Below are 281 nucleotides of genomic sequence, written 5' to 3' on the forward strand. Positions count from 1 at the left end.
ATGGAGGCGCAGGGCTCGGTGATGACCAACAAATACGCCGAGGGCTATCCCGGTCGCCGCTACTATGGCGGTTGCCAGTTCGTCGATATCGCCGAGAACCTCGCCATCGACCGCGCCAAGCAGCTGTTCGGTTGCGAGTTCGCCAATGTGCAGCCGAACTCGGGCAGCCAGGCCAACCAGGGCGTATTCCAGGCGCTGATCCAGCCCGGCGACACCATTCTGGGCATGAGCCTGGACGCAGGCGGTCACCTGACCCACGGCGCCGCGCCCAACCAGTCGGG

The 281-nt window shown here is 65.5% G+C and carries 1 pseudogene; it reads left to right on the plus strand.

What is annotated here, in order from left to right:
• A pseudogene (glyA, locus tag ACOQFT_RS00370) lies at nucleotides 1-281 on the plus strand (serine hydroxymethyltransferase); the annotation flags it as partial.

The sequence above is a fragment of the Ruegeria sp. MALMAid1280 genome (assembly GCF_049195285.1).
GTDB lineage: Bacteria > Pseudomonadota > Alphaproteobacteria > Rhodobacterales > Rhodobacteraceae > Ruegeria.